This is a genomic window from Geodermatophilus sp. CPCC 205761 (assembly GCF_051383655.1).
Lineage (GTDB): Bacteria > Actinomycetota > Actinomycetes > Mycobacteriales > Geodermatophilaceae > Geodermatophilus.
The window spans coordinates 22455-41280 of record NZ_JALPKQ010000030.1 but is presented as its reverse complement, the minus strand read 5'-3'; the positions used below and the strand labels follow the sequence as shown (position 1 = coordinate 41280).

Sequence of the window (18826 nt, the reverse complement as noted above, 5' to 3'; positions counted from 1 at the left end):
CCAGAACCCGGGAGCCGGACATGCGTGTGCCCCTGACCACCCGAGACTTCCTGGACCGCGCCGAACTCGTGTACGGCGACCGGGTCGGCATCGTCGACGAGCCGAACCAGCCCGCGCCGTCGGCCGGGGACGTGACCTACCGCGAGGTCGCGCGTCGGGGGCGGGCCCTGCAGGCCGGGCTGGACGCGCTGGGCGTCGGGCAGGGCGAGCGGGTCGCGGTCGTCAGCCACAACGCCGCGCGGCTGCTGGAGTGCCTGCTCGCGGTGCCGTCGTCCGGACGCGTCGTCGTCCCGGTCAACTTCCGGCTCAGCCCGGAGGAGGTCAGCTACATCGTCGGCCACAGCGGTGCGCGGGTGCTGCTGGTCGACCCGGAGCTGGAGACGACGCTCAAGGGGGTGGACGCCGAGCACCGGTTCACGACCGGGGAGGAGTACGAGCAGCTGCTCCGGTTCGACACCGAGCCGGCGCCCTGGACGGAGCCCGACGAGGACGCCACCGCCACGATCAACTACACCAGCGGGACGACGGCCCGGCCCAAGGGCGTCCAGATGACCCACCGCAACATCTGGGTCAACGCGGTCACCTTCGCCATGCACATGCAGGTCAGCGACCGCGACGTCTACCTGCACACGCTGCCGATGTTCCACTGCAACGGCTGGGGCCTGCCGTACTCGATGGCCGGTCTCGGCGCCCGCCAGGTGGTGCTGCGCAAGGTGGACGGCGCCGAGATCCTGCGGCGGGTCGACCGGCACGGGATCACGGTCATGGCCGGCGCCCCGGCGGTGTGGAACGCCGTCCTCGACGCCGCCGGCGACTGGGACGGCGAGATCCCCGGCCGGGACCGGGTCCGCATCATCGTCGCCGGCGCCCCGCCGCCGTCGCGCACCATCGCCCGCGTCGAGGCCGAGCTGGGCTGGGAGTTCAACCAGATCTACGGCCTCACCGAGACCGCGCCGCTGCTCACCATCAACCGCCCGCGCGCCGAGTTCGACGACCTCGAGCCGGAGGAGCGGGCCAAGAAGCTGTCGCGGGCCGGCGTCCCGGCACTGGGCACCCGGCTCACGGTCAGCGACTCCGGCGAGGTGCTGGCCCAGGGCAACACCGTCCTGGCCGGCTACTGGGAGAACCCGGACGCGTCGGCGGAGGCCCTGGAGGGCGGCTGGTTCCACACCGGGGACGGCGGCTCGATCGACGACGGCGGCTACGTCACGATCTCCGACCGCAAGAAGGACGTGATCATCACCGGCGGCGAGAACGTCTCCTCGATCGAGGTGGAGGACGCCGTCTTCAGCCACCCGGCCGTCGCGGAGGTCGCGGTCATCGGGATCCCCGACGACAAGTGGGGCGAGATGGTCACCGCGCTGGTGGTCGTCGCCGAGGGGCAGCAGGTCACGCCCGAGGAGATCATCGCCCACTGCCGGCAGCGGATCGCCGGGTACAAGATCCCCAAGCGGGTGGAGTTCCGCGAGGCCATCCCGCGGACCGCCACCGGCAAGATCCAGAAGTTCAAGCTGCGCGAGGCCTTCTGGTCGACCGCGGAGCGCCAGGTCCATTAGCAGGACCCCTCACCCGCAGGGGTGAGGACCCCCTCCGCCGCGGTCCCGATCCAGTCGATCCCCCCACCAGGAAGCGCCCTCCGGGGCGCTGTCGGTGTCGGGTCGCGCGGCGACGTCCCCCTCGGACGTCGCCGCGCCCCGGAGAGGGGTCGGTCCAGTGGTCAGCGGTGCACGGAGGAAGCGGTCCACCCAGCGCGGCCGATGGGCCCTGCGCGGGGCCGGGGCGGCGGTGGCCGGCCTGCTGCTGGCGGGCCTCGCCCCCGGCACCGCGGTCGCCGCGCCTGGCGACAGCGGGGTGGCGCAGGCCCAGGCGGCGCGCGACGCCGCCGCGGCCCAGGTCGGTGCGCTGAGCGCGCAGCTGGCGGCCGCCCAGGCCTCGGCCGATTCGGCGCACCAGGCCGCGCAGATCGCGCTCCAGGAGTACGAGCTCCGCCGCGCCGCCCAGGAGGCGGCGCGGGCCACCGCGGACGCGGCCGCCGCCGCGGCCCAGCGGGCCGCCGCGGAGGTGGACCGCGGCCGCGCCGAGGTGGCCGCCTTCGCGCGGTCGAGCTACATGCGGGGCAGCACGTCGCCGGGCGCCGCGGCGCTGATGAGCGCCAGCGGCCCCAGCCAGCTGGTGCAGCGGGCCGCGCTGCTGGAGGCCGTCGGCACCCACCGCGTCGACGTCGTCGCCCAGCTCACCGTCCTCGAGGAGCAGGCCACCGCCGCCGAGGCGACGGCCCAGGTCGCGGTGCAGCAGGCCGTGGCGGCCGAGACCGAGGCCGCCGACACGCTCGAGGTCGCGCAGCAGCAGGAGGTCGCCGCCCGCGCCCAGGCCGAGACGCTCGTCGAGCAGCAGGAGGTCTGGGAGGCCGAGCTCGCCGAGGCCCAGGAGACCCTCTCCGGCGCCCAGGGCGAGCAGGCCGCGGCCCGGGCCGCCGAGGCGGCCGCGGCAGCGCAGGCCGCCCGGCCCCGCACGACGACGAGCTCGGGCGGGTCGGCCAGCGGCGGCTCGTCGAGCGGTTCGTCGTCCGGGAGCGCGTCGTCGGGTGGGTCGTCGTCCGGCTCGTCGTCCGGGAGCTCGTCCACCGGCGGCTCCTCCACCGGGGGCTCGTCCTCCGGCGGTGGCGGCAGCACCACGGCCGGCGGCCCGACCATGTCCGCCGTGCAGACGGCGATCGCCGCGGCGCGATCGCAGCGCGGGCTGCCCTACAGCTGGGGCGGCGGCGGCAAGAACGGTCCCAGCGGCGGGCTGGACCCCGACCAGGACATCGTCGGCTTCGACTGCTCCGGGCTCACCGAGTACGCCTACTGGAAGGCCGGCATCTCCATCGGCGGGGTCAGCCGCGACCAGTGGTGGAACTTCCGGAACCGCACCGTGGCGCGCGCCGACCTGCAGCCCGGGGACCTGGTGTTCTGGGCGTCGGGCTCGGAGTACACGTCGATCTACCACGTGGCGCTCTACATCGGCGGCGGCGAGGTGATCCAGGCGCCGCAGAGCGGCGACGTCGTCCGGGTCTCGTCGATGTGGTTCGGCGCGAACTACTTCGGCGCCGTCCGGCCGACCGGCTGAAGGCGGGGCCGGGGCGCACAGGAAAGGGCGTCGGGCAGCCACGGGGGGAGCTGCCCGACGCAGTGCCGAGGCTAGCAGTCACCCGCGGCCGCGGGCAGGGGTGCGCACGCGCCGGAAGAACGGCCGTCGGCCCGGCGGAACGCGGGGTGCAGGGTCGCGCCCGGCGGGTGCACGGCGCACGTCCAGGAACCCTCCAGCAACGTGTAGGACACTGGCGGGGGGACGGGGACGCCGCCCCGTCGCCGGCCTCCCGGAGGCCGTGACCCGGCACCATCAGGGAGATCCGTGAGCAGCGCCGCCAGCACGCCCCTCGAGAAGCCCACCGGGGTCCCCGCCGCCGGCCAACCGGTGCCGCCGTCGGTGGACGCGGCCCGCCTGGAGCGGGTGCTGTTCGAGATCAAGCGGGTGATCGTCGGCCAGGACCGGCTGGTCGAGCGGATGCTGGTGTGCCTGCTCGCCCGCGGCCACGTGCTGCTGGAGGGCGTGCCGGGCGTCGCGAAGACCCTCGCGGTCGAGACGCTGGCGACCGTCGTCGGCGGGAAGTTCGCCCGCCTGCAGTTCACTCCCGACCTGGTGCCGGCCGACATCATCGGCACCCGCATCTACAAGGCCGGCCGGGACACCTTCGACACCGAGCTCGGCCCGGTGTTCGCCAACTTCGTCCTCACCGACGAGATCAACCGCGCGCCGGCGAAGGTGCAGTCGGCGCTGCTGGAGGTCATGGCCGAGCGGCAGGTGTCGATCGGCGGGGTCACCCACCCGCTGCCCGACCCCTTCCTCGTGCTCGCCACGCAGAACCCGATCGAGTCGGAGGGTGTCTACCCGCTCCCCGAGGCACAGCGCGACCGGTTCCTCATGAAGGTGCTCGTCGACTACCCGAGCCCGGAGGAGGAGCGGGAGATCATCTACCGGATGGGGTCCACCCCGCCGGTGCCCGAGACGGTCCTCGGTCCCGAGGACCTGGTCCGCATGCAGGGGACGGTCACGCAGGTGTTCGTCCACCACGCGCTGGTCGACTACGTCGTCCGGCTGGTCGTGGCCACCCGCGCCCCGCGCGAGCTGGGCATGGAGGACGTCGCGTCCTGGGTGTCCTACGGCGCCAGCCCGCGCGCCTCGCTGGGGCTGATCGCGGCCAGCCGCGCGCTGGCGCTGGTACGGGGGCGGGACTACGTGCTGCCCCAGGACGTCCTCGACGTCACCGCCGACGTGCTGCGCCACCGGCTGGTGCTCTCCTACGACGCGCTGGCCGACGGCGTGCCGGCCGACCACGTGGTCAAGCGCATCCTGCAGACCGTGCCGCTGCCCCAGGTGACGCCGCGGCAGCGGTCCGGGGGCTTCGGTCCGAACGCGCCCGGCGGGCCGGCCGTGCCGCAGTTCGGCGCCCCGCAGTTCGGCCCGTCCGCGCCGCAGTTCGGCCCGCCGTCGGGGCAGCCCGGGGGCCAGCAGCCCGGCCCCGGCCCGTCCGCGCCGCAGTTCGGCCCGCCCGCGCCCGGCCAGCCCGGGTCGGCCGGCAACGGCTACGCCTCCGGGTCCGCACCGGCGTGATCCTCCGTCGTCGCCCGGCCGCCACGGCAGTACAGGAACCGCCCGGGCCCGCTCCGACCCCCGGCTCCGGGATCGACCCCGGAGCCGGGGACGGCGCGCCCCCGCGGTTCGGCGAGGGGCCGGCCGACGTGCTGCTGCAGCGGCTGGAGCTCACCGTCCGGCGGCGGCTGGACGGCCTGCTGCAGGGCGACCACCTGGGGCTGGTCCCCGGGTCCGGCACCGAGGCCGGCGACTCCCGCACCTACCACCCCGGCGACGACGTCCGGCGGATGGACTGGCCGGTGACCGCGCGCGTCCAGGTGCCGCACGTCCGCGAGACGATCGCCGACCGCGAGCTGGAGACCTGGGCGGTCGTCGACCTGTCGGCGAGCCTGGACTTCGGCACCGCCCTCTGCGAGAAGCGGGACCTCGCGATCGCCGGCCTGGCCGCGGTCAGCCACCTCACCGTGCGCGGGGGCAACCGGCTGGGCGCCGTCGTCACCACGGGGGAGCGGGTCGACCGGTACCCGGCGGCGTCGGGCCGGCTGGCCGCCGACCGGCTGCTGCGCAAGGTGGTCGCCACCCCCCGGGCGGCGGGCGGCCGCCGGGGCGACCTCGCCGAGGCGCTGGAGTCGCTGCGCCGGCCGCCGCGCCGGCGCGGTCTGGTGGTCGTCGTCTCCGACTTCCTGGGCGACAGCGACTGGGAGCGGCCGCTGCGCGGTCTGGCCGGGCGGCACGAGCTGCTGGCGATCGAGGTGGTCGACCCGCGCGAGCTGGAGCTGCCCGACGTCGGCCTGCTCACCGTCGTCGACCCGGAGAGCGGCCAGACCCTCGAGGTGCCCACCGGGAACGCCGAGTTCCGCGCCCGCTTCGCCGCCGGGGCCGCCGCCCAGCGCCAGGCGATCGCCGCGACGCTGCGCCGGTCGGGGGCCGGCCACCTGCAACTGCGCACGGACCGCGACTGGCTGATGGACGTCGTCCGGTTCGTCGCCGACCGCCGGCGGGCCGGCAGCGGAGGAGCGTCCCGATGACCTTCCAGGCCCCGCTGTGGCTGCTCGCCCTGCTCGCCGTCGTCGCGCTGGTCGGGCTGTACGTGGTGCTGCAACTGCGCCGCCGGGCCTACGCCGCCCGGTTCACCAACGTCGCGCTGCTCGGCTCGCTGGTGCCCAAGCGGCCCGGGTGGCGCCGGCACCTGGCGTTCGGGGTGGTGGCGCTCGGGCTGGCGGCGCTGGTCGTGTCGCTCGCCGTCCCGAGCACGGAGGTGCGCGTCCCGCGCGAGCGGGCCACGGTGATCATGGCCGTCGACGTGTCGCTGTCGATGCAGGCCACCGACATCGAGCCGAGCCGGTTCGAGGCGATGCAGATGGCGGCCAAGCAGTTCGTCGACGTCCTCCCCGCCCGGATCAACCTGGGGCTGGTCTCCTTCGCCGGCACCGCGACCACCCTGGTGACGCCGACGACCGACCGCGGCCAGGTGCGCAGCGCGATCGACAACCTCGACCTCGCCGAGTCGACCGCGATCGGGGAGGCGGTGTTCACCTCGCTCACCGCGATCGAGAACTACCAGTCGGCCCTCAACGCGACCGACGAGGAGCTGCCGCCGGCCCGCATCGTGCTGCTCTCCGACGGCTACAACACCGTGGGCCGCGACGACACCCAGGCGATCGACGCGGCGGTGGACGCCGGGGTGCCGGTGTCGACCATCGCGTTCGGCACCGACTACGGCACGCTCGACCTCGACGGCGAGCGGGTGCCGGTGCCGGTCGACCGCGCGACGCTCGAGGAGATCGCCGAGGAGACCGGCGGCAGCTACAGCGAGGCCGCCAGCGCCGCGGAGCTCGAGCAGGTGTACGAGGACCTCGGCAGCCAGATCGGGTACACCGTCGAGCCGCGGGACGTCAGCTACTGGTTCGTCCGCGGCGGGGTGCTGCTCGCCCTCGTCGGCGTCGTCCTCAGCCTGCTCTGGACCAACCGCCTGGTGTAGCGGACTCTCCGCGCCGAGAGTCCGTCCTCGCCCCGGACTTTCGGCGCGGAGAGTCCGTCCTCGCCCCGGACTTTCGGCGCGGAAAGTCCGTCGTCGCCGCGGGGCTCCGTCCGTCGGTTTCCGCGGAAGACGACGGGCGGGGCCGCTCAGCGGGAGGGGTCGAGGACGAGCTTGCCGGTGGTGCGGCGGGCGAGCAGGTCCTGGTGCGCCTCGCGGACGGCGGACATCGGATAGCGGCCGCCGGGGACGGGCCGCAGTGCACCGTCGGCGACCAGCGGCAGCAGCTCGGTCATCGCGTCGTCGAGCATGTGCGGTCGGGCCATGCAGTGCGCCAGCCAGAAGCCGATGACCGCCCGGCTGCGGTGCATCAGGGAGCCGGACTGCACCGGGCGGGGCGGGGTGCGGCCGGCCTGCCCGTACGCCACCAGCCGGCCGAAGGGCCCCAGCGCGGACAGCGAGCCGTCGAACACGTGCCCGCCGGTCATCTCCAGGACGACGTCGACCGGCTTGCCACCGTTGGCCTCACGCAGGGCGGCGGTGAACGTCTTCGGGTCGTCGTCGGCCAGGGCGGGGTCGACGCTCGCGTCGGCGCCGAGCTCCTCGGTGAGCGCCCGCTTCTCCGGGCTGGACGCGGTGGCGATCACCCGGCCCGCGCCCCAGCGCCGGGCCAGCTGGATCGCCAGCGATCCGACCCCGCCGGCGCCGGCGATGACGACGACGGTCTCGCCGCCGGCCAGGTGCGCGCTGGTGCGCAGCAGGTGGAACGCGGTCGCCCCCTGGAGGACGACGGCCAGCGCCTGCTCGTCGGTCACCCCGTCGGGCACCGGCCAGGTCAGCCGCGGGTGCGCGGCGACCTTCTGCGCGTAGCCGCCACCGCCGAGCAGCCCGACCACCCGCGGCCCGCCGCCGGCCGCCGTCCCGACGAACTCCGCGCCGGGCACCAGCGGCAGCTCCTGCGGCGCCAGGTAGCTGTTCTCGACCTGGTGGGTGTCGGCGTAGTTGATGCCGGCGGTGGAGACGTCGAACAGCTGCTCGTCCTTGGCAGGGACCGGATCGGGCACGTCGACGACGTCGAGGACCTCGGGACCGCCGAAGCGGGTGATCTGGACAGCGCGCATGACGGTGAGGTTATGGCCTGCCTCACGCGCAGCGTGGCGGGCGGTGTGCTCGGCACGGCAGGCCCCTGTCGTCCTTGAGGAAGGCCGTGGTCGTCCCCCGGCGATCAGCAGCTGATTCCCGAGCTCCCGTCGCTGGGACACGCGGCCAGCCCGTCGGCCGTGACTGTCCGCGAGGGTCCCTACGCTCCGCCCATGCGACTGAGCACAGCGCTGGAGCAGCACATCGCAGTGTTCGGCGAGAGCGGCAGTGGCAAGACCGTCCTGATCTCCTCGTTCTACGGAGCCACGCAGGAGCCTCAGTACCTCCGGAACAGTCTGTTCCACGTCGTGGCGGACGACATCGGGCAAGGTGCTCGGCTGCACAGGAACTACCTCGGCATGAAGAACTCAGCGCGGCTGCCCGAGGCCACCCGCTTCTCCGCGACGTCCTACTCCTTCTCGATCAAGCTGAAGGACGCGTCCGGCGCCAAGGCCATGAGGACCAGGCCGTTCGACGCCCTGCGCCTCGTCTGGCACGACTACCCGGGGGAGTGGTTCGAGCAGGACGTGAGCGGATCAGAGGAAGCCCGGCGCAGGGTCGACACGTTCAGGTCCTTGCTGGGTTCCGATGTCGCTCTCCTGCTCGTGGACGGGCAGCGGTTGGTGGACAACTCCGGGGAGGAGGAGCGGTACCTGAAGTCGTTGCTGGCCAACTTCCGCAACGGGCTGCTGTCGCTCAGGGACGACCTGCTGACGGACGGGAAGCCTCTCGTCGAGTTCCCGCGCATCTGGATCATGGGCCTGTCGAAGTCCGATCTGCTACCTGACCTGGACGTGTTCGCGTTCAGGGACCTTCTCATCGAGAAGGCCTGGGACGACATGGACGAACTGCGCAAGGTGCTCGCCGGCCTGGTGGAAGCCGGGGACGCGCTGTCAGTCGGTGAGGACTTCCTGCTGCTCTCGTCAGCGAAGTTCGACGCAGACAGGATCGAGGTCACCGAGCGCGTTGGTCTGGAGATGATCCTGCCCCTGGCCGCCATGCTGCCCTTCGAGCGCCACGTCCGGTGGGCCCAGGCGAAGCAGATCCCGGGAAAGGTGATCGAGAGTCTGCTGCGCGGCGCCGGACCTCTGGCCGCTGCGCTGGTCGGGAGCAAGAGCAAGCTGCTCGGCCCGGTAGGTCAGCTGCTGAACATCGTCGGTTCCAGCGTGACCGAAGCGGCCGAGCTGACTGGGGACAGGCTCAGAGAGATCAACTCCGAGGCGCTGGCCACACACGACCATCTGCGAGCCACATTGACCCGCTTCGCGATGGACCTGAACAAGGGCGAAGAGGAGCACATCCTCCTCAGGAGCCTGAGATGAGCCTCATCTGGGCCACTCGTGGGCGGACCTGGGGCTTTCGATTCCTCCGTAACGACGCATCCGGGGATCCGCTCCCCGTCTACGACGCCGCCTTCTCGGGTGTCGAGAACACGTCGGAGGCCTGCCGTCGCGTCGCGGAGACGGTGGCGCTGCCCGAGATGGTGGCGCTGCGTTTCCCGGATCCCTTGGGGCGGCAGGACCGGGCCGGCAGAGTGATCCCCCACGACTTCGTGGTCTTCGGTCCCTTGGCCGATGGAATCGATTCGGTCGAGGATGCTCGTCAGCGGATCTGGCCCCTGGTCGCCGACGCATTCGAACGGGTCTGGAAGCTGTCCAAGCCGCCTTCGGCCGACGGATGACCTCAGCGGCATCGTCCATCTCGTCAGCACGTCCACGGCTGCCGGTTGCTCCAGGTCACCGTTCCGAGCGACCGGGCCAGGTCGGCTGTCGCCGCAACTGTCGTCGGCACGCGACCGGACACGTCGACGTCGCCGGACTGGGTGCCCCGATGAGCGCCCGATCAATGGCTGCCCTGCGCCGGAATCGAGCGGGACCCGTCGCCTGATCCCGATGTACCTCTCAGGATTCCGGCGGGTGAGTATCACTTCCGCGTCCAGGGCGGTCAGGGAGCCGGCGGCGGTTCGCCGGCCTCTCCCCTCCCGTGTCGGCGGCCGTTGTCGAGTCGGGAGCCCGCGTCCACCATGCGGGAGTGGCTGAGGGCGTGCCCCCGCGGACGGCCCTGACGTTCGTGCTCGCGGACGGCCGGCGCATGTCCTGGGCCGAGTACGGCAGTGCCGATGGTGCGCCACTGGTGGTGCTGCACGGCACGCCCGGCTCGCGGCTGCAGTTCCAGTGGGTGCACGGGCTCGCGGGCGGCGCCGGGATCCGGGTGATCGCGCCCGAGCGACCGGGCTACGGAGCCAGTGACCGCGTGCCCGGGGGCACCACCTTCCCGGGATATGCCGATGACCTGCGGCAGCTGCTCGATCATCTCGAGCTACCGACCGTCACGCTGTGCGGGGTCAGCGGTGGAGGCGGGTTCGCGCTGGCCGCCGCGATCTCGCATCCGGAGCGGTTCGAGCGGCTGATCCTGGTCTCGGCGGGACTCCCGGTCCCGCGCGCCGCGCGGCGGGGAACGGCCCCGCCCGTCCGGCTCCTGCTGCTCCTGGCCCGGTACGCCCCGCGGGTCACGGGGGCACTGCTGGCCGCGCAGCTGTCCGCCGATCCGGACTCGGCCGTGAGCAGGGCAGGGAGGCGCTTCATGCCGGCCTCCGATCGCCGGGTGTTCGATGCCCCCGAGTGGCGCCGGCGGTTCGACGAGGACTTCCGCGAGGCCCTCGAGCAAGGCCCTGGCGCTGCGGTCCGCGACCTCGCCCTCGGCACGGGACCGCTCGGCGTGGATCCGGCGGACCTGACCGTGGAGACCGTGCTGTTGCACGGCACCGAGGACGTCAACGTGCCGGTCGGGATCGCCCGGTGGGTCGCGGCGAAGGTCTCCTCCGCCCGCCTGATCGAGCACCGGGGATCGGGCCACCTGTTCATCCTCGAACGCCCCCAGCTGATGCTCGAGTGGGTCAGGCGTTCATGACACCTCGCATGGGGGCCTGGGGCGGCGGGGTTCAGAGGAGTGCTGCACGGGCTCGTGGGCGAGGTACCACTGGGCGGTCCGCTCGGCCCGCTCCCGCGCCCCGCCGCCCCGGTAGTCGGAGAAGCCGGCGTGACCGTTGGCGGCCGCGGTGCCGACGAGGTCGTAGCACCACTCGCGGTTCCGCCGGATCGCGGCGAGGAGCTGGCCCTCGACGGCTCCGAGCGGCTGCCCAAGTGGCTGCTTCCCCGTCGTCCGGGAGAACCTGGCCACCGGCGGGGAGATCCGCCGGTCGGCCGCGGTCGTCGCCGGCTGGGCGCGGTACGCCGAGGGCGTGGACGAGGACGGGCAGCCGATCGACGTCGTCGACCGCAAGCGGGACTCGCTGACGGCGCGCGGCCGCCGCCAGCGGGAGGACCCGCTCGCCTTCCTCGCCGACCGCGACCTGTTCGGCGACCTGGTGGACGACGAGCGGTTCACCTCCTACCGGGCGGTGCTGACCTCTCTCCACGAGCGTGGTGCCGCGCGACGCTCGGGACCCTGGTGGACGAGCCGACGGGACGGGCGATCCCGCCGGGCTCCACGGCGCCCTGACCGGCGGGTCCCGGACCCGGGGCTGATTGACGGGCCGAGGCCTCGGCGTCACAGTCGCTGGGGTGACCGCAGGCGCGCGGGAGGCGATCGAGGACTGGTCGACCGCGCCGACGCGCGACGCGTCACAGGCGTCGCCGACCCGCCGCTCGGGCGTGCCGGTCAGCTCCCCGCGCGGTTCGGCCGTGTCAGTCCCGCGCAGGGCGGCCGGGCTCGGCCGGGCGGCGATCGTCGCGGTCCAGCGGGCCCCCGGGAACCAGGCCGTGCAGCGGGCCATGGGTGCGGCCCGCGGCGGACTGCTGCTCCAGCGGAGCCCCCAGGCGGTCGACAAGCCCGTCGCGGGCCCCCAGCTGCCGCCCGGCCGCAACGTCGAGTGGCACCGCAGGGGGATGGCCTTCTGGGTGGTGATCTCCAAGCAGTGGCTGGTGGACCGGGGGTTCCCTCCCGACACCGTCAGGATCACCGACGCGGCGGTCATGAGGGAGATCCTCTCCGGCCTCACCGAGGCGGCACCGTGGGCGGACGTCACGGCGCTGGCGAAGCACCCGGCGTTCAGGGACCTCGACCTGCCGGGGAAGCTGGCCGACCAGCCCCCCACGATCGTCCTGCCGGTCAGGCATCTGACGACCGAGGTGATCGGCAATCCACCGGGCGAGCAGGTCGTCGTCCGCGCGAGCCCGCAGGGCGCCGACATCTGGGTCGACACGGGGTTGGTGCGCCGGTCGATCACGACGCCGGCGGCCACAGAGATCGTCGACGCGGCATTCACCGCGCAGGTCTTCGGCATCCTCGAGGCCGCCCTCGACCAGCCGATGGGCGCCGGCCGCGACCCGGGCTGGCGCACCGCGTTCTACGCCGGCTACGTGTGGACGCTGCCCAGGCCGGCCGACCAGCTCGAGCGCTCGGCCCACTTCAGGCTGACCGCCGCCCACGTCGCCGATCTCTTCGGGCCGGGCTGGGTGGCCACGGCGACGGCCGGCGCGGCGAAGGAGGCCGGCCGCGTCAAGGACGCGACCATCTCGCTCCCCGCCTCGATGAAGGACGACTGGCCGCAGATCATGGCCGTGCTGAAGGAGATCGCCGGCCCTGCCCAGGGGCCGCGGAAGAAGGACGAGGCCCACCTCTCGCTCTCCGAACCGGACGCACTGCTGCTCGTCAAGATCGCCAAGAGCCCGCTGCGCCGCCAGATCATCGCGCGCCTGACGAGCTCCACCGAGGGAGCGAAGAAGAGCACCCGGTTCGGCGACGTCCTCGAGGCGGTCATCGAGGAGATCGAGCTCAAGGACGCCCGCACACGCCTGGACCTCGGAGATCCCGGCGTGAGCGACGAACAGCCGGTCCGTGACCGGCCGGTCCACGGGGACATCGTCCTCACGGGCGGCCGGCCGGTCCCCGGCAAGGAGGCCGTCTTCACGTTCCAGACCAAGGACGACGTCGACGCCCTGCGCGCCCCGCTGATCCAGGTCCAGTGGGTCGCGTACCCGAAGGACAAGCCGAAGCTGGTCTTCGAGGACGAGCTGAACACCTACTCCCCGCTGCGGGCGCAGGGGCCGGTCAACGACAAGCTCTTCGAGGTCACCTTCCCGCAGGCCGGAACGTACGTCGTCGAGGCGATCGTCAACCACAACTTCTTCCGGACGGCCCACTTCTCGACCGAGGTGAAGGTCCTCACCGAGCAGAAGGAGGCGGACTTCCAGGAGCGGACGGCGCTGGCGGGCTTCGCCGCGCCGACGGGTGCGAAGACCGACCCACGCCGCTTCGACGTCGGCGGTGTCACGAGCGCGCTGACCGACTACGAAGAGGGGACGATCACCCGAGGCCCGCTCGACCCGGCGTTCAGGGCCGGCAGCATGGCCGACCGACTGAAGGGGATCGACGCCGAGATCGCACGGGTGGAGGCGCTCGCCACGCAGTACGCGACGCGGCGGGGGGACCAGGCGGCCGCGATCCGCAACTGGGCCGAGGACTACCTCGAGACCCTGCGCGAGGGCCGCACGAAGGTCGAGGCCGACGCGAAGGGCACCCGGCTGATCCCGTGCACCGGTGTCTTCGTCAGCCGCAGCAAGAAGGCGCCGTCGAAGGCGCTCGACCTCGTCTGCCTGCAGAAGCGGACCGCGAACGGCGGCTACCACGTCGTCGTCCACGACCTCTCGCAGGTCTACGAGAGCGAGAACTACGTGACCGACGTCGACAACGACACCGCCGAGGGTGCGTACGAGGAGGTGTTCGTCGAGCTCTCCGAGCTGTACCCCGACGGCACCCTTTCGGTGGCCTTCCAGGGCTGGAGCGAGACGACGCAGGCGCCGACCGACTCCTACGTCAAGTTCCGCAAGGTCACCGACACCCTGGGCAAGGACGTCAAGACCACCGTGTTCGACCCGGCGGTCAACATCGCGGTCAACATCGCCGCGGCCGTGATGATGGTCGTCCCGGGCCTGCAGGCCGCTGGCTTCGCCCTGGCGATCATCTGGAACACCGCGCAGACGATCACCGAGCTCGAGGAGAAGGCGTCCAAGGGCACGCTCAAGGACAAGGACTACCTGTACGCCGGCGCGCAGTTCGCACTCGACCTGATCCCCGTCGCGGGGCGCTCCTCGCGGCTGGTCAGCCTCGGCCGCAAGGCCTACTACGTCATCGAGGGTGTGCAGCTCGCGGGCCAGGTCGTGCTCATCACCGCCCAGGGGCGGGACGAGATCGAGAAGGTCCGCAACGGCGTGATCTCGCGGCTGGCGAAGCTCAACGACCGGATCGCGGAGCTGGAGCGGATCAACCCCTCCGACCCCGAGCTCGAGGAACTGCGCGGGCAGCAGGAGACGCTCATCAGAGAGGGTCGGGACGCCGTCATCGCGACCTACGGCTCGATCGTCGCCCAGCAGGCGCTGGTGATGGTCGGCGGCCACGTCATCCAGCAGGCCGCCATCAAGAAGTTCGGCGCGCGCATCGGCGAGCTCGAGGCGAAGGGCCGGTTCCTGCACGTCGACGGTGAGACGCCGCGCTACGACCACACCGAGCGCAGGATCGTCGGCGATCGCCAGGCGATGACCGAGGCGCAGTTCGACAAGGCCGAGCGCACCGCCGCCGTGTCCGAGCGGCTCGAGGGGGTGCTGCCGGATCCGGCGCTGCGCGAGAAGGTCGTCGACACGCTCGGCGACGGCGCCGTCGAGGTCGTCGTCGGGGGCAACCGGACGCACCTGCGGTCCGAGGGGGACCGGAAGGTCCTGCACGTCGCCGCTGGCGCCCGACCGGACGAGATCCTCGCCGCCGCCCGGGGCGGCGACGTCCCGGCCCGCACCGCCGGCCCGGTCGACGAGCCCGCGGCGAAGCCGCCGACGCCGGCACCCGCCGCACCCGGCTCGCAGTTCGGCCTGGACGAGAGGCGCACCACGAAGCTGCTCGACGCGGTCACCCCCGACCAGGCGCGGATGCTGCACGAGTTCCTCGGCACGGGCGGCCTGAAGAAGGTCACCGACTTCCAGGCCGGCACGATCAGGTCGTACGCCGAGGGGATCGCGCGGGCGAAGCTCGCGGCCTCGGACCCGCGCGCCGCCGAGGGTCTGGCGCGCATGGGCTCCAAGCAGTACGCGAAGGACAACCCGCTGGCGCCGTCGACGGTGGCCGACGTCCTCGCCATGGTGCCGCCGGGCCGCATGGAGCTCTTCCTGCGCGTCGTCGGCGATCCCGCGATGCCGCACCCGCGGCAGCTCGGCGCCGACGGCCTCAAGCGGCTGTCGGGGTCCGGCGACGCGCTCGGGTTCATCGGCGAGCACGGCGGCGCTGCCTACGGCGAGCTGCGCAAGGAGAAGGCGTTCCGACCGCTGCTCGAGAAGCTGCGCGGGCTCCAGCCCGACGAGGCGCACGCTCTCGTCGAACGGGTGCGGACGGCGAAGACGGACACCGCCAAACTGGCGGCGGTCGACGTCGAGGTGCCCACCCGGCGTCCCCGCGTCGCGACCGGCCGCGTGGCGGCCAACAAGGACCTCCCCGGCTGGGACCGGCACGTCCAGCGCGCGGAGACGTTCGCCACCGAGCACCGCGGCCAGCCGGACCGCGCCGGCCGGCCCTACGACCCGACGCCGGAGCAGATCGAGATGCTCGCGGCGATGTACCAGCTGCGCGAGACCGCGCCACGGAGCACCACACTGCCGCACGAGAAGCGGGTGCGGATGCTCGACGAGTTCGACCAGCTCGGCCGGGACGCCGGGCTGCAGACGCAGTGGATCAACAACCTGCGCGGCGGCCTGAGCGAGTCGCTGTTCTCGCCCAGCGGCGGGCGCAACAAGACCCGCCTCGCGCACCCGGACGGCGGCTTCACCATCCTCGACTACGCGTTCGAGCCCGGCGCGCGACCGGGCTCGAGGACCGGGCGCAAGGAGTGGGTCGAGCAGAAGTCGGACCTGATCACGGCGCCGCCCGGCTCCGACGCGGTGTTCGCCCCTGCCGTGGGCCGCGCCAAGCGCTATGCGCAGGAGGCCGGGCTCGACATGAAGGCGATCGACGCCGACGCGGCCACCAAGGGCGACACGATCCTCATCGACTTCGTCCGGCCTCCCGGCAACGAAGCGACGAGGAAGGCGATGCTCGACACGCTGTTCGCGGAGTCCAGCCCGGTTCAGGCGGTCAGGTTCGCCGACGGGCCGTGGATCGAGCGCGTGGACCACCTCACCGGGAAGTGACCCCCTGGGGCGGTGACCGGATCGAGCGGGTGCCGTCGGCGCGCGGGGGTACGGATGAAGCCGACGCCGGCCACCCGTGCGGTGCGCGCGGCCGAGGACCGGGGGGTGTGCGGTGCGCTTCGTGTTCAGTCCGCCTGCGGAGGCGACGACCGACCTGGTGACGCTGCCCTGGGAGCTCCCGCTCGACCGGTGGCGCGATGACCGGGTCGTCGAGATCCCGCAGAGCGGGCGCTCGCGGCACGTCGTCCGCTTCGTCGCCGAGGCCGGGCAGGTGTTCGCGCTCAAGGAGCTCCCCGAGGAGGCGGCCCGCCGGGAGTACCGCGTGCTGCGCCGGCTGCACGAGCTGGGCGTCCCGGCGGTGGAGGCCCTCGGCGTGGTCGTGGACCGGCCGGACGGCCAGGAGGCGGTGCTGGTCACCCGCTTCCTGGACTACTCGTCGTCCTTCCTCGCGCTGTTCGCCAACCCGCGCGGGGCGCACCTGACCGGCCGGGTGATGGACGCCCAGGTCGAGCTGCTGGTGCGGCTCCACCTGGCCGGCGTCGTGTGGGGTGACTGCTCGCTGTCGAACACCCTGTTCCGGCTGGACGCCGGCACCCTCGGCGCCTACCTGGTCGACGCCGAGACCGGCGAGGTGCACCACCGGCTGTCCCAGGACCAGCGCGACCACGACCTGGACGTCGCCTACGGGCGGGTGGTCGGGGAGCTCGTCGACCTGCGGGACCGGGGCTGCCTCGCCGAGGACGTCGACCCGGCGCTCGCCGCAGGTGACCTGGTGGCGCGCTACGAGCACCTGTGGGCCGAGCTCACCGGGGAGGAGGTGGTGCCGCGCGACCAGCAGCGCTTCCGCCTGGAGGCGCGGATCCGGCGGCTCCAGGACCTCGGGTTCGAGGTCGCCGAGGTGGAGATCATCGACGACCCGGGAGGCGGCAGCCGGCTGCGGCTCACCACGCGGGTGGCCGAACCGGGCCACAACCGGCGTCTGCTGTTCGCCGGGACCGGCCTGGACGTCCAGGAGAACCAGGCGCGCCGGTTGCTGGGCGACATCGCGGCCTACCGGACGTGGCTGGAGCAGGAGGAGCAGTGCCGCGTCCCCGACGCGGTGGCCACCCTCCGCTGGCGCGCCGAGGTGTACGAGCCGACGCTGGCCGACGTCCCCGCGCACCTGCGCAACCGGCTGGACGACGCGGAGATCTTCCACGAGGTCCTCGAGCACCGGTGGTTCCTGTCCGAGGCCAGCGGCCGGGACGTGGGCATGCGGGCCGCCGTCCGGGACTACGTCGACCGCGTGCTGCCGGAGGTGTCCGCGGAGCTGGTCACGCCGAACCCCCGAGGAGCCAGACCGTCACCGTGACGACGGCGCGCGGCGACGTCACCGGCCCCCGTAGGTCGCCTTGCCGGGCCCGTCGGTCAGGAACGAGGCGACGGCGCCGCGCAGGTCCTCGGTCGCGAAGAGCGGGCCGGACACCTGGGGCACGATCGCGTCGGCGGCCCGGACGCCGTCCCGCACGGCCGTGCCCACCAGCCGCTTGGTCGCCGCGTGCGCCACGGTCGGGCCGGCCGCGACGCGGGCGGCGAGGGCGCGGGCGGCCTGGGGGAAGCCGTCGTCGGGCAGCACGCGGTTGACCACACCCCACCGCTCGAGCACATCGGCGGGGTAGCGCTCGCCGGTGAAGACCAGCTCCTTGGCCCGCGCCGGCCCGGCCCGCTCGGCCAGCCGCTGCGGCCCGCCCATCGACGGGGTCAGCCCGACGACGATCTCCACCAGGCCGAACGACGCCCGCTGCGCGGCGAGCAGCAGGTCGCAGGCCAGCGCCAGCTCGAACGCCGCGGTCAGGGTCAGGCCGTGGGCCGCGAAGACGGTGGGCACCGGGAGGTCCTCCAGGGTCTGCGCCAGCCGCAACAGCCGGGCCCACAGTGCCGAGCCGCGGCCCACCGGGTCGGGGCCCTCGGCGATCTCCTGGAAGGCGTGCACGTCGACCCCGCCGGAGACGACCTTCCCGCGCGCCTCCAGCAGCACCGCCCGCGCCCGGTCCGGCCGGCCCGGCGCGGTCAGCTCGACCAGCTCGGCGACCGCCCGCTCGAAGCCGGCGAAGACGCTCTCGTCGAACAGGTTCAGCGGGGGCCGGTCGAGGACGACGACGACCACGTCGCCGTCCCGCTCGAGCCGGACGGGGACGGCGTCTTCTGCACCCATGCCGACATTCCTAGCGGGCGCAGCGGCCGGCGTCCCGGCGGTGGCGCCCCGCCCGGGCGTCCCGCACGCTGGACGCCGTGGCCTCGGGGGACGCGGGAGCCGGGCCCGCGGGCGGAGACCCGCCCGGGCCCGTGCTGCGGCCGGCGACCCCGGCGGACCGGCCCGCGCTGCTGGTGCTGTTCGCGGCGGCGAACGACGCGTGCTGCGGGCGCTACGCGCCCAGCGTGTACGCCGGTCGGCTCGACATCGCCGAGTGGTTCGACCGCAAGCGCCTCGACCGGTCCTGGGTCCTCGCGGACGCCGACGGGCTGGTCGGCCACGTCGGGGTGCGGCGGGACCCCGAACCGGCGCGGCGCTGGGGGCTGCCGACGGGGCCGGCGTGGGTGGAGGTGGCCCGCCTCGCCGTGCACCCGGGCGCGCAGCGACACGGGCACGCCCGCCGCCTCATGGCCCACGTGCACCGCGAGCTGGCCGGCGCCTGGTGCTGGCTGACCTGCCACCGGGACAGCCCGGGCCACGGGCTCTACCGGTCGCTGGGCTGGCAGCCGGTCGACCTGCCGATCCGGTGGCCGGACGACCCGACGCCTGGCGTCCTGCTCACCCGGACGCCGGCGGCCCGGGGCTGAGGTTCCGCCGCGGGAGCCGACAGCGGTCACGGGGCTGTCGACATCCGCGCTGCGAGCGGCGATCCTCTCGGTGCAGCGCGGT

At 73.5% G+C, this 18826-nt stretch carries 14 protein-coding genes; 11 read left to right on the top strand and 3 right to left on the bottom strand.

All coding sequences use genetic code 11. From position 1 onward, the window contains the following. Positions 1-20: 20 nt before the first annotated feature. From MY526_RS17770 to MY526_RS17750, 5 genes are all read left to right on the top strand, one after another. Positions 21-1556 (top strand): long-chain-fatty-acid--CoA ligase, encoded by a 1536-nt coding sequence (locus MY526_RS17770; RefSeq protein ID WP_436693875.1) that lies wholly within the window; start codon positions 21-23, stop codon positions 1554-1556. Positions 1557-1713: 157 nt separating this feature from the next. Continuing rightward, on the top strand, positions 1714-3108 hold the full coding sequence (locus tag MY526_RS17765; protein ID WP_436693874.1) for a C40 family peptidase: 1395 nt from the start codon (positions 1714-1716) through the stop codon (positions 3106-3108). A 285-nt stretch (positions 3109-3393) separates the two neighbouring features. Further along, on the top strand, positions 3394-4653 hold the full coding sequence (locus MY526_RS17760) for an AAA family ATPase (RefSeq protein ID WP_436693873.1): 1260 nt from the start codon (positions 3394-3396) through the stop codon (positions 4651-4653). Positions 4654-4781: 128 nt separating this feature from the next. Continuing rightward, the gene (locus MY526_RS17755) at positions 4782-5663 is read left to right on the top strand and encodes a DUF58 domain-containing protein (RefSeq protein ID WP_436693872.1); all 882 of its coding nucleotides are present in this window, start codon (positions 4782-4784) and stop codon (positions 5661-5663) included. After that, positions 5660-6616 carry a VWA domain-containing protein gene (locus MY526_RS17750; RefSeq protein ID WP_436693871.1) on the top strand — a complete coding sequence of 319 codons (957 nt, stop codon included), beginning with the start codon at positions 5660-5662 and terminating at the stop codon, positions 6614-6616. The genes MY526_RS17755 and MY526_RS17750 overlap by 4 nt, the downstream gene beginning before the upstream one ends. A 146-nt stretch (positions 6617-6762) precedes the next feature. Here MY526_RS17750 and MY526_RS17745 read toward each other — a convergent pair whose 3' ends face one another. After that, a complete protein-coding gene (locus MY526_RS17745) occupies positions 6763-7734 on the bottom strand; it encodes a quinone oxidoreductase family protein (protein ID WP_436693870.1) in 972 nt (323 codons plus the stop codon). 192 nt (positions 7735-7926) lie between these two features. Here MY526_RS17745 and MY526_RS17740 point away from each other — a divergent pair, with 192 nt between their 5' ends. The 3 genes from MY526_RS17740 to MY526_RS17730 all read left to right on the top strand — a co-directional run bounded on the left by MY526_RS17740 (position 7927) and on the right by MY526_RS17730 (position 10663). Beyond that, the gene (locus tag MY526_RS17740; protein WP_436693869.1) at positions 7927-9075 is read left to right on the top strand and encodes a TRAFAC clade GTPase domain-containing protein; all 1149 of its coding nucleotides are present in this window, start codon (positions 7927-7929) and stop codon (positions 9073-9075) included. Then, entirely contained in the window at positions 9072-9434 is a 363-nt protein-coding gene (locus MY526_RS17735; protein WP_436704718.1) for a hypothetical protein, read from the top strand. Before MY526_RS17740 ends, MY526_RS17735 begins: the two co-directional genes overlap by 4 nt. Positions 9435-9784: 350 nt before the next feature. Then, on the top strand, positions 9785-10663 hold the full coding sequence (locus MY526_RS17730; protein ID WP_436704717.1) for an alpha/beta fold hydrolase: 879 nt from the start codon (positions 9785-9787) through the stop codon (positions 10661-10663). On the opposite strand, the gene MY526_RS17725 is transcribed toward MY526_RS17730, so the two are convergent. Then, positions 10658-11035 (bottom strand): hypothetical protein, encoded by a 378-nt coding sequence (locus MY526_RS17725; protein ID WP_436704716.1) that lies wholly within the window; start codon positions 11033-11035, stop codon positions 10658-10660. The genes MY526_RS17730 and MY526_RS17725 overlap by 6 nt on opposite strands. Between MY526_RS17725 and MY526_RS17720 the strand changes: the two genes are divergently transcribed. Together MY526_RS17720 and MY526_RS17715 are read left to right on the top strand one after the other, a co-directional pair. After that, entirely contained in the window at positions 10926-12596 is a 1671-nt protein-coding gene (locus tag MY526_RS17720) for a hypothetical protein (protein WP_436704723.1), read from the top strand. The genes MY526_RS17725 and MY526_RS17720 overlap by 110 nt on opposite strands. A 3449-nt stretch (positions 12597-16045) precedes the next feature. After that, a complete protein-coding gene (locus MY526_RS17715) occupies positions 16046-17275 on the top strand; it encodes a DUF4032 domain-containing protein (protein WP_436693858.1) in 1230 nt (409 codons plus the stop codon). An 18-nt stretch (positions 17276-17293) separates the two neighbouring features. Here MY526_RS17715 and MY526_RS17710 read toward each other — a convergent pair whose 3' ends face one another. Beyond that, a complete protein-coding gene (locus MY526_RS17710; protein WP_436704715.1) occupies positions 17294-18118 on the bottom strand; it encodes an enoyl-CoA hydratase/isomerase family protein in 825 nt (274 codons plus the stop codon). 77 nt (positions 18119-18195) lie between these two features. On the opposite strand from MY526_RS17710, the gene MY526_RS17705 reads away from it, so the two are divergent. After that, on the top strand, positions 18196-18744 hold the full coding sequence (locus tag MY526_RS17705; RefSeq protein WP_436704714.1) for a GNAT family N-acetyltransferase: 549 nt from the start codon (positions 18196-18198) through the stop codon (positions 18742-18744). The last annotated feature ends 82 nt before the right edge of the window (positions 18745-18826 follow it).